At 62.1% G+C, this 10,067-nt stretch carries 16 protein-coding genes; all 16 read left to right on the forward strand.

Going from position 1 to position 10,067, the window contains the following annotated elements:
- Positions 1 to 3 precede the first annotated feature (3 nt).
- The 16 genes from BBSC_RS13875 to BBSC_RS02000 all read left to right on the forward strand — a co-directional run bounded on the left by BBSC_RS13875 (position 4) and on the right by BBSC_RS02000 (position 10,046).
- On the forward strand, positions 4 to 492 hold the full coding sequence (locus BBSC_RS13875; RefSeq protein ID WP_051923286.1) for a DUF7694 domain-containing protein: 489 nt from the start codon (positions 4 to 6) through the stop codon (positions 490 to 492).
- Positions 489 to 1,511 carry a helix-turn-helix domain-containing protein gene (locus BBSC_RS13145; protein ID WP_161787663.1) on the forward strand — a complete coding sequence of 341 codons (1,023 nt, stop codon included), beginning with the start codon at positions 489 to 491 and terminating at the stop codon, positions 1,509 to 1,511. The genes BBSC_RS13875 and BBSC_RS13145 overlap by 4 nt, the downstream gene beginning before the upstream one ends.
- The gene (locus BBSC_RS01945; protein WP_033519548.1) at positions 1,508 to 1,816 is read left to right on the forward strand and encodes a hypothetical protein; all 309 of its coding nucleotides are present in this window, start codon (positions 1,508 to 1,510) and stop codon (positions 1,814 to 1,816) included. Before BBSC_RS13145 ends, BBSC_RS01945 begins: the two co-directional genes overlap by 4 nt.
- The gene (locus tag BBSC_RS14330; protein ID WP_269429189.1) at positions 1,813 to 1,938 is read left to right on the forward strand and encodes a hypothetical protein; all 126 of its coding nucleotides are present in this window, start codon (positions 1,813 to 1,815) and stop codon (positions 1,936 to 1,938) included. Before BBSC_RS01945 ends, BBSC_RS14330 begins: the two co-directional genes overlap by 4 nt.
- Positions 1,935 to 2,213: a hypothetical protein gene (locus BBSC_RS01950; protein ID WP_051923283.1), complete on the forward strand. Its 279-nt coding sequence runs from the start codon at positions 1,935 to 1,937 to the stop codon at positions 2,211 to 2,213. Before BBSC_RS14330 ends, BBSC_RS01950 begins: the two co-directional genes overlap by 4 nt.
- Entirely contained in the window at positions 2,210 to 2,413 is a 204-nt protein-coding gene (locus BBSC_RS01955) for a hypothetical protein (protein WP_033519550.1), read from the forward strand. Before BBSC_RS01950 ends, BBSC_RS01955 begins: the two co-directional genes overlap by 4 nt.
- On the forward strand, positions 2,401 to 2,628 hold the full coding sequence (locus BBSC_RS01960; protein WP_033519551.1) for a hypothetical protein: 228 nt from the start codon (positions 2,401 to 2,403) through the stop codon (positions 2,626 to 2,628). Before BBSC_RS01955 ends, BBSC_RS01960 begins: the two co-directional genes overlap by 13 nt.
- 7 nt (positions 2,629 to 2,635) lie before the next feature.
- A complete protein-coding gene (locus BBSC_RS14335; protein ID WP_269429190.1) occupies positions 2,636 to 2,761 on the forward strand; it encodes a hypothetical protein in 126 nt (41 codons plus the stop codon).
- Between the two features lie 87 nt (positions 2,762 to 2,848).
- Positions 2,849 to 3,565 carry a hypothetical protein gene (locus BBSC_RS01965; RefSeq protein WP_033519552.1) on the forward strand — a complete coding sequence of 239 codons (717 nt, stop codon included), beginning with the start codon at positions 2,849 to 2,851 and terminating at the stop codon, positions 3,563 to 3,565.
- Positions 3,566 to 3,719: 154 nt separating this feature from the next.
- Positions 3,720 to 4,499 carry a hypothetical protein gene (locus BBSC_RS01970; protein WP_033519553.1) on the forward strand — a complete coding sequence of 260 codons (780 nt, stop codon included), beginning with the start codon at positions 3,720 to 3,722 and terminating at the stop codon, positions 4,497 to 4,499.
- Between the two features lie 97 nt (positions 4,500 to 4,596).
- Complete coding sequence (locus BBSC_RS13000) at positions 4,597 to 5,007, forward strand: HNH endonuclease (protein WP_231649077.1); 411 nt, start codon at positions 4,597 to 4,599, stop codon at positions 5,005 to 5,007.
- Positions 5,008 to 5,126: 119 nt separating this feature from the next.
- On the forward strand, positions 5,127 to 5,552 hold the full coding sequence (locus BBSC_RS01980) for a hypothetical protein (RefSeq protein WP_033519554.1): 426 nt from the start codon (positions 5,127 to 5,129) through the stop codon (positions 5,550 to 5,552).
- A complete protein-coding gene (locus BBSC_RS01985) occupies positions 5,545 to 6,966 on the forward strand; it encodes a terminase (protein ID WP_284933620.1) in 1,422 nt (473 codons plus the stop codon). The genes BBSC_RS01980 and BBSC_RS01985 overlap by 8 nt, the downstream gene beginning before the upstream one ends.
- Positions 6,966 to 8,498 (forward strand): phage portal protein, encoded by a 1,533-nt coding sequence (locus BBSC_RS01990; protein WP_033519556.1) that lies wholly within the window; start codon positions 6,966 to 6,968, stop codon positions 8,496 to 8,498. The genes BBSC_RS01985 and BBSC_RS01990 overlap by 1 nt, the downstream gene beginning before the upstream one ends.
- Positions 8,434 to 9,750, forward strand: a complete 1,317-nt coding sequence (locus tag BBSC_RS01995) for a VG15 protein (protein WP_046726116.1) — start codon at positions 8,434 to 8,436, stop codon at positions 9,748 to 9,750. Before BBSC_RS01990 ends, BBSC_RS01995 begins: the two co-directional genes overlap by 65 nt.
- The gene (locus BBSC_RS02000; RefSeq protein ID WP_033519557.1) at positions 9,741 to 10,046 is read left to right on the forward strand and encodes a hypothetical protein; all 306 of its coding nucleotides are present in this window, start codon (positions 9,741 to 9,743) and stop codon (positions 10,044 to 10,046) included. Before BBSC_RS01995 ends, BBSC_RS02000 begins: the two co-directional genes overlap by 10 nt.
- The last annotated feature ends 21 nt before the right edge of the window (positions 10,047 to 10,067 follow it).

A 10,067-nucleotide genomic window follows, 5' to 3' on the forward strand; every position in this document is an offset into this window, starting at 1 on the left:
CACATGGGCAGATGGGTCGAAAACCAGAAGAACCGCGTGAAATCCCGCCACATGATCGAACAATCAATGGACTGGCTCGACGATCCCGACGACGATCTGCCGGAGAGCCGGCCGTTGCGCTGCTGGAGAAGCCGCGACTACAGCGCGATGCTGTTTTGCGACCACGACAGCGGCCTGCTCCGGTTGGCCATCACGCGCGTCCAGATCGACAAATACACGCTCGAATACCGCGACGGCATCACCTGGGACGCCCTGCAACAGATCAAGAACGAGACCATCGGCCCCGACGCGTGGACCGTCGAATGCTACCCGCCGCAACACCTCGTCCAGAACGTCGCCAACATGCGCCACCTATGGATCCTCGACGAGCCACCCGCATTCGGCTGGAAGACACCCACCGGCGAACCCGACACGGACGCCAACGCCGACAGCGAACCATACAGGCCCGCCGCAAGCACGCGGCAAATCATCATCGGAGGCGAACCGCTATGAGCGCACTACTCACGGGAAAAGCGTTCGAGACCAAAGTCGGCAGCAGCCAGGCCGAACGCAACGCGAAACAAGTCCTGACGCTATTGGCGAACTACGCCGACGAAAACGACCGCGCATGGCCAAGCGTGGACACCCTCGCCGACAAACTCGAATGCTCCCCCAGCGCCATCAAACGCGCCCTCGGCATACTCAAGGACAAAGGCCTCATCAAGCGCGACTACGACTACGGCACCAGATACGGCGCCGACAGAAGCCCATACGTATACCACATCACCCTCGACGACGCCGAGAAGGTCACAAAACAACGGCGGCGAGCCAAAGCCAAAGCCAAAGAACGAGAAAAAGCCCGCGAAAAGCGGGGGTTCACACATGACACCCCGCAGGGTATCACAGATGAACCCCCGCGGGGGTCCACGCATGAACATGACGGGGGTTCACACATGACACCCCGCGGGGGTTCACACGTGAACGAACGGGGGTCCACACATGAACCCCAAACATTCATAGAACATTCAACTCAACATCCAAGAGAGAGTACGCGCGTGCAAAACCCGAAACCCAAAACCACAAACGAACGATCATCCGAACAACGCAGACAGGCGCTCGCCGACTACCGGCCCACACCCGACCTCACGGCGCTCGCCGAATCCTACGGACTCGACCCCGAATGGGAGCTCGGCAAATTCCGCGACACCTGCCTCGCCGAAGGGAAAATCCCCCACGACCCCGCCAGCGCATACCGCAAATGGCTCAAACGCGGCCGCGAACTCAACATCGGCAAACCCGCCGCCCCGCCGGCAGCCAACGACGCCGGCAATCCGGACACGGAACTCGAACGCCGCGCCCGCAAACTCCTCGCCACCAGCACCCCGCTACGCCAACGCCAACCCGACGACCGCGAGCGCCTGCGCTGGCTGCCCCAGGTTGCCGGCCTGCTCGCCCAGGGCACGAGCCCGGCCCGGGTGGTGGGGCTGGTGTGCGAGGCGTTTGACCGTGGCGAGCTCGACGAGGCCGCATGATGGCGGGAATCGTGCAGGAGACCATCGACTGGCGTGCCGCCACGCCCGAGGAGCTCGACGGATGCCGATGCATCATCCGGACCGTGGACGGCACCGTCATCGACGGACATCTCAAAGCCCAGAACGGCGACGAAAGATCGCAAAGCATCCGGTTCACGCTCGACGACGCCGAAGACCAACTCTCCCAACTCAACGTCCTGTCCGTCAGCCCCAAACACGGCACCGCGATACTCCAACCCCACATCCGCAGCCTGACCGTCACCCGACACGCCAAACAACCGACCATCGAAAGGAAAACACAATGAACAACACGGACATCACCAGCCTCATCCAACGGGCGCTCGCCGATGGATGCCAGATCACCATCACCCTCACGCCCAGGGGCTACATCGCCGACGACCAGCCCGAAACGGAGGGCGAGCAGTGAGCCGCACCACCAAACGCATCCTCGCGCCGATCGCCGTCATGCTTTGCGCCGGCATGCTCGCCGGCTGTGAGGGCACGCCCGTCAACTCGTCGTCCGACGGGCGCACCGGAGCGGTCACCCGGAGCGAATGCTCCACCGGCAACTTCCAGTGGGAAACCTGCACGATCACCATGCCGGACAGCCGTCGCGTCACCTGCATCGCGCACTACGCCAACGGCGGCATCTCCTGCGATTGGGCGCATGCCGACGGAGCCGACAAGGGGTGGACGCGATGAGTGCCAGACAGTGCATCGAGATCGAAACCGAACAGCATGACACGCTCATGATGGGCGTCACGCCCGCGGGCCAATGCAAAATCCGCTTCGCCGACTCCCGGGAACAGGAGATCGCCTGGCAGGACGTACGGGAACTCAACAAGTTCCTCACCTGCATACTCGACCGAGACGTCCCGGAGGAACCCCAATGGCAGGCATGAAACACACCTACAAGGTCACCATCACCAAAGCCGACATCGGCTATGACATCACCATCACCGACCACGCCTCCAACGGATGGCTCGAAAACATGCGCTCCCACTATGCGTGGAGTCTGACCAGTAGCGGCGCCAACCGTAAGACGCAACAACTCGTCAACCGCATCAAACGCCAGAACCAACGCGAGGAACACCCGCGCGAATACACCATCGAATAGGACACTGATGAACCACAAGCCCAACCGATTCAACGACATCCTCACCAACATCGCCACCGGCATCACCATCACCGCATGGGGAACAGCCGTCATCCTCCTGCTCATCAAACTCGCCGTCTGGGTCTTCCAATAACCCACAAGACGACACCAGGCATGAGACAATGGACACGGGCCTGATGCCAACCACACACAACCAACACACCACCACCGGAAGGGCATCATGGCATCAACCACCACCGCCAAACAATTCCACCACGACCTGCGCTCGCTGGCGGACGGCTACGGGGTGCTGTGCCTGATCGCCGAACGCAAGGCGAGCGTGATGGCCCGCCAATGCGGCCACGGGACGAGGAGCGTGGCGCCGATCCCGTTGAATCTGGGCGCATGGCAGCTCAGACAGGACATCGACCGTCTCGTCGAATCACTGGCCACGGCCATCGGCCTGCGCTACCGGCACATGGACACGGTCTCGCTGCTCAAGGGCGTCATGCGCTACGAGCCACGACTCCTGAACCGGCCCGACATGCCCGTCATCGTGGAACTGACCCGGCAGGCCGCCACCAGACTCGACCGCACGCTCAACCCGCCGCCGGAAACCAAGATGATCGGCTGGTGCCCGGACTGCGGGTACGAGCTGCGATGCGACGAACTCGAACTCAAATCCGGCTACAAGGCATGCGACAAATGCCACGGCGAACACCGCATCAAAGACATCCAGCGCGCCAGCATGCTCCGACTCGCCATCGGAGGAGCACAAGGCACAGCCGCCGAAATCAGCCGACTACTGCAACCATGGGGCATCAACATCAAACGCAACACCATCAGCCAATGGGCCAAACGCGACATCATCCAACCCGTCGCCACGGATGAACACGGCGATCCCGTGTACCTGGTTTGGGATACATGGCAGGCATATGCCCAAAAAGACGGAAAATGACCATCGCCAATACTTGACAAACCGGAACTGTCACCGTATACATGTCTATAGTAGTCATTTCCATAGGTTCAGGAACGGGCTGCTTCTCCGGTTCTGTGCCGGATTTCTTCATCTATTTACCTGACGGCAGCACCGTCCATGTACCATCGAAGACATGATAGAGGCGAGCCTTCGAAACACAGCCGCCGGCGTAATCGCCATGCGGCGCATGAACGAAAAAAGCGAAGAGCTGTACGCTCGATGGACAAGGATCCGATACGCGCCTTGGAAGGGAAACTCCATCCTCGCTCAGGCCGATGCCGAATGCGAAGTGCGTCCGCAGGTCGAGAGCTGTTTCAGCGTTTCCCTGGAATCCATGATGGACGCCTGCAGGATGATCAATGAACTGGCTACCATCAACTCCCATTACGCAGTGATACGAACCGCCGTGGAATCATCCGCGACCGGCGTGTGGCTGTCCACGTCGGGCAAGAAGCGGAAGATGGTCTTCTACTCGATCAAACTGTCATATCGAGACAACGAGAACATGCTGTCCTTGGCAGAGGAAAGCCCGGAGCGGAACAGCTCCCTCATCGACAACCGCCGACGGAAAAGGGAACGTCTCGAAGAGCAAGAGCAACAACTCGAAGGATACGAAACCAAGAACATCAAGACATTTCCGCAATACACGCAGATTCTGAAAGCTGCGGACGAGCGGATCCAAAAGCGCGCAACATATACCGCGGTCAGGGCCTGGAGAATATGCAGCGGCCTGGCACATGGGTCGCGAGACAATGTGATAGGGCTGGCCGAAGCGATTCCGACGGGCCGGGGCGACGCACGCACCGAGGAAGTGCAGATACGGCAGAACACGCTCCTGTCGGCGGCCTGCCTCAACGTGGCCGTGGAAAACTGCGAGCGCATACTCGCGGAATACGAGAAAGCGACGGCCTAGCCGTTTTCTCGCGGGGGGCGGACGCATTCGGTAAAACAGGCCGAGGGATGTCGCGTTGAACCACCCGGGGTCTTTTGGAATCACCGGGAGGTGCCTCGTGTCTTCCACCCGCACTGGAAACCCGCGCAGGGGCAGGGGTTATGCGTATCGGCGCGACCAGCTGTGCAGGCGCGTGTACGCCTATTACGACACCTGTTACATCTGCGGCCGGCCGGTGGACAAATCCCTGCCGTGGCCTGACCCGTGGTGCAAGACCGTGGACGAGACCATACCGGTGGCGCGCGGCGGCAGCCCGCTGGACTGGGGCAACGTGGGCCTGGCGCACAACTGGTGCAACCGGGTCAAGGGCACGCGCACGCTCGCATGGGCGCGCGCCGAAGTCGCGCGACTGCTCGACCCCAACCGTACGACGGCGACGACAACGACGACAACGACAGGCGAGGAACCAGCATCGTCGAACCATCTTGCGGCCACGTCGATGCCGTTGGTGATCAGCGGCGACTGGTGACCCCACGGGAGGGGACCCGTCCCGGCCGTCAGGCCCGACCCTCGGGGGCAGTCGGGATATCTCCCCGGGGTCTGCAAAGCGTGACGCATGCCAAGCGTGACGGTCCGAAGGAGGCTGCGATGAAGTGCGAGGAATGCGGGCGCGATTTCCACCCCTCGCATCGTGGCAGTCCCAGCAAATACTGCTGCGGAGCATGCCGTGCGAAGGCGTACCGCAAACGCCGCAAGCAACAGGCCAAGGCTCCGGCAAAGCGTGACGCCCCCACGCCAGCTGCGGCCCCCACGCCATCCGCCGCCCCGCGTCTGAACGGGCGCGAGTTCGACCGCATGATGGACGGCAGCTTGGAAGACGATCTGCGCCATGTGCGCGACCGGCTGAAACGATACCTGGACGATCCGTCGACGCCGGCGAACGCGATAGCGAACATCAGCGCACGTTACATCATCGTGTGCGAACGCCTGCACGACCTGGCCGGCGGAGACCCATTGCTGGATATCGAGGACGAGACGAGCGAGGTGAGCGATGTCGGAGCGTCGATTGTCTGAGATCGCCCGCGTGCTCAAACAGCCGACGGGGATCACGTCCAGCGATTTCCCCCGCGTCAACCGCGTGGCCCTCAAGGCCGGCATCCACTACGACCTGTGGCAGCAGGGCCTGCTCTGGCTCCTGTTCGCCCGTGGCGCGGACGGCAAATACGCGTGCGGGGAATGCGGCACCGTCGTCAGCTCCTGCCGTCAGATCGGCAAGACGTTCACCCTGGGCACCGCGATCTTCATCAAATGCATCCTCCAACCCGGCCTGAAGGTCATATGGACCGCCCACCACACACGAACCAGCGACGAGACGTTCAACGACATGTGCGACCTCGCGAAGAACAAGCTGCTCGCCCGCTACGTGGAGCGCATCCGCCGCGCCAACGGACAACAGGAAATCAGCTTCCGCACCGGAAGTCGCATCATGTTCGGTGCACGCGAGAACGGCTTCGGCCGAGGCCTGCACAGCGTGGACGTGGAAATCTTCGACGAAGCGCAGATCCTCACCGTGCGCGCCCTGGACAACATGCTCCCCGTCGTCAACACCAGCCCCGACCCGCTCGTCGTGTTCATGGGCAACCCTCCCAAACTCGGCGACCAGTCCGAAGTATTCGAGGAAAAACGACGCGCGGCGCTCGCCGGCACCGACGGCATGGTATACGTGGAACTGTCCGCCGACCGTGACGCCGATCCCGACGACCGCGAACAATGGGCGAAAGCCAACCCCAGCTATCCGAAACGCACGTCCGAGACCGCGATCCTCAGGATGCGCAACCTCATGACCGTCGACTCGTTCCGCCGCGAGGCCCTGGGCATCTGGGACGAAACCGCCAGCCACAGGGCCATCGACCCGAAGCAATGGGAGAAGGCCACCACGGACTCGCCGAACCTCAACGGACTGATCGGCTACGCGCTCGACATGGCACCCGACCGCAGCTCCCTGGCCATCGGCGGCGCCATCAACCACAGGGATGGCACCGCCCACATCGAACTCCGCCGCTTCGAATCCACCCAATCCAAAGGCACCATGTGGGCCATCGACTACATCACGCAACACTGGCCACGCACCGCAAGCGTGGTCATCGACGCCCAATCCCCGGCCAACGCGCTCATACAGGAACTCAAAACCCGCCACATCAAGGTCATCACCACCGGCCCGCAAGACATGGGCCGCGCCTGCGGACTGTTCCTCGACATGCTGCGCGACGGCAAACTCACCCACATCCCAGACGACAAAGCACCCGCGCTCGCCGTCGCCGTGGCCAACGCCGTCACCCGCAACATCGGCCAATCCGGAGCCATTGGATGGAACAAGATGGGCGCCGACATCGACATATCACCATTGGTCGCGGTCACGCTCGCCCTCTACGGCACCACCGTAACCAAACGAGACCCGGACCGCAGACAGATCATAGGAGGCTGCTGATGAGCGAATCCATCATCCCCGCCGTCCGCGAAACGCCCGTCGAGGAACGCTGGCCCAAACAATCACGTGGCGGCGCGAGCATGCTGCGCCTGAACGCGCCCGGAGCCATAGACGGTCTGACGGATGCCGAAAACGAGCTGCTGGCCGAACTGCGCGACGTATGGGTGTCGCATTCGGAACGCAACGCCGAACTCACCTCCTACTACGAGGCGAAGGAGCCGTTGAAGGACTTCGGGCTGACGATGCCCAAATCCATCACCGACCACTACACGCCGCTTGGCTGGGCGCGCAAGGCCGTGGACATGCTCACCGAACTATGCGTGTTCGAGGGATTCGTCGCCCCCGGCATGGAGGACCCGTTCGAACTGCAGGGCTTCATGGCGTCCATCGGCTTCACGAGCGTATTGCAACAGGCCATCCAGACCGCGTTCATCCACGGGTGCAGCTTCCTGACCGTGGGCCGCGCCGGCGACGGCCAGCCCACGATACGCACGCACACCGCCGAAGCGTCGGCCGCATTATGGGACTACCAGAACCGGCATATCAAGGCGTGCATGAGCATCTGCGACCAGGACAAGAACGGCAACGCCACCGGCCTGATGCTCTACATGCCCGAACGCAACATCCTCCTCGAAAAGCACGACGGCCGATGGTCGATGCCACCGGACGCCATGCCGGAAGAGACCGTGGACGGCCGGTGCATGGCGTTCAGGCTCGCCTACAAGCCCACGCAGGTCAAACCGTTCGGCCGATCACGCATCAGCCGCGACGCGATGCGCATCATCGACGGCGCGAACCGCACCATCTGCCGCGCCGAAGGCAACGCGGAGTTCTACTCGTTCCCCAAGATCCTCCTGCTCGGCACCAGCGCCGACATCGCCAACATGAGCGACGACCAGGCATTGAGCCTGTACATGGGCCGATGGAACGCCATCAGCAAGGACATCGACGGCGACTCGCCATCGGTCGTGCAATTGTCCGCGTCGACCATGGACCCGCATCTGACGATGCTGAAATCATGGGCGTCGATGTTCGCCGCCGCGACCAACATCCCCGCCTCCAGCCTCGGCGTGGTCGCCGACTCGAACCCCACCAGCGCGGAAGCCACCGAAGCCCAACGCGAGGACCTGATCATCGAAGCCAGGCACGCCGACCGCGACTTCGGCGAAAGCATCCTGGAAACGATCAGAATGGCCGTCCGCATGAAAGACCCGTCGGCCTCGGAATCCGACCTGATGAAACTGCAGGTCGACTGGATGAACCCCAGCATGCCGGCCACGAGCATGAGCGCCGACGCATACAGCAAGCTCGCCGGCTCCATCACCGGCTTCGGCGACAGCGAGGTCGGCCTGGCCCGCGCCGGCCTGAGCCGCAGCGAGATCATCAGACTGAAGGCCGACCAGCGCAAGGCAAACGCCTCGCAGATCCTCAGCCAGCTGAGAAACGAGAAGGCGAACGGAGGCGCGAATGTACTTCGACAGCCTCAACCTGCCACCGGAACGACGCAGGCAGCTGGAACTGGACCTCAATGACCTGTACGAGGACTACGTCGACACGCTCTCCAGCCTGGAGAAGCGGGCCGGCAACCTCGTATCCGGCATGGTCTGGGACGATGAATCCCCGGAAACGGTCAGACAGATGATGAAAGCGTATTCCGACGCCGCCAACGAACTGGCGTCGGAATCCTACCAGAACGTGCGCGACACATGGTCGCGATACATGGACGTGGACTTCCCCCAGTTCACCCCCGCCGCGATAGAGGCAGACCGCACGGTATGGCAGATCGAGGGAGGCTTCCACAACACCGACTACAACGGCCTGACCTACACGCAGGTCAAAAACGGGCAATCCCGCGCAGGCAAGACCATAGACGACCTATGGCCGTCGTTCACGCCAGGCGACTACATGGCCGCCTACAAATACGCCTCCGAGATCGTGCGCGTCACCGCACGTCTCACCACGGAACGCAGCGCGGCCGTCGACCCCACCGAACCGAAATACGCGAGAGTACCCACCGGCTCGTACACATGCGCGTTCTGCGTGATGTGCGCCTCCCGCGGATTCGACTACAACAGCGAGGAGACGGCCGGCAAATTCAAGCCGTTCCACAAGGGCGACGACTGCCGCATCATCCCCAGCTGGGGCGTCTACAAGTTCAACGCCTACAACCCCGAATACTACATGTCCATGTACGAGACGGCGAAAAACAAGGCCCCGGACACCTCCAGCGGGGCGATATGCGCCGAAATGCGCAGAATCTACCCGAACCTGCTCACCGACGGCGTGTTCAGGGACGACGACAGGTTCACCAAGGACAACAGCCTGAGATACGGCCTGTGGCGGGCGCAACGACGCCAGGCCATGCGGGACCACGACTTCACGCATTCGCCCCTCGACCTGCTGCCGCCAGCGGAACCGGCGGAGGCGCCGGAATGGCCGTCCGGCCTTCCCGCAGTCATGCGGGCCAAAGAATGGAACCACATCCTCTACGGGTACAAAGGTGGCGCGCACCTGCACGGCTACGGCTGGCAATATCCCGACAAGACGGTGGAGTTCCCCGAAACCTGGGCCGCCGACGACATACGCGACGCCGGAATCGCATTATTGCGCATCCCCGAAAACCGTAAGCATATCGAGGATATCCTAGCCGACGGAGGCGCGAAAGGCTCTATCACGGGTACGATTGACGGTATCAAGATCAGGTTGGCGTTCTCCAAGGCGGGCAATGGCCCGGTACGAGTCACCAGCATTCATCCGACCAGAAAGGAGCAGTCATGGGAATGACCCAGGTTCGTATTGCGCGACAGCATTACGATCAGCTTGCGGTTGACATGATCTCCTTTCTGAGGGAACACGGGTACAAGGACGACGCCGATTACGCCCAGATGCTGTTCGACGAGGATGGCGATTGGATCCCGGTCCAGACCGGCATCGAGGTCATCATGGAGAACCATCTCGACCCGACTCCGTTCATACCGCTGGCCGCCACGTTGCAGGAAGAGGACGAGGTGTTCCGCGAGGAACATCGAGATTTCATCGAATATATCCGCCGCTGGCAGTCGGAACACCCCGAGCACTAGCCCACAGTCCATGAAGCCACT

This window comes from Bifidobacterium scardovii JCM 12489 = DSM 13734, from assembly GCF_001042635.1.
GTDB classification, from domain to species: Bacteria; Actinomycetota; Actinomycetes; order Actinomycetales; family Bifidobacteriaceae; genus Bifidobacterium; species Bifidobacterium scardovii.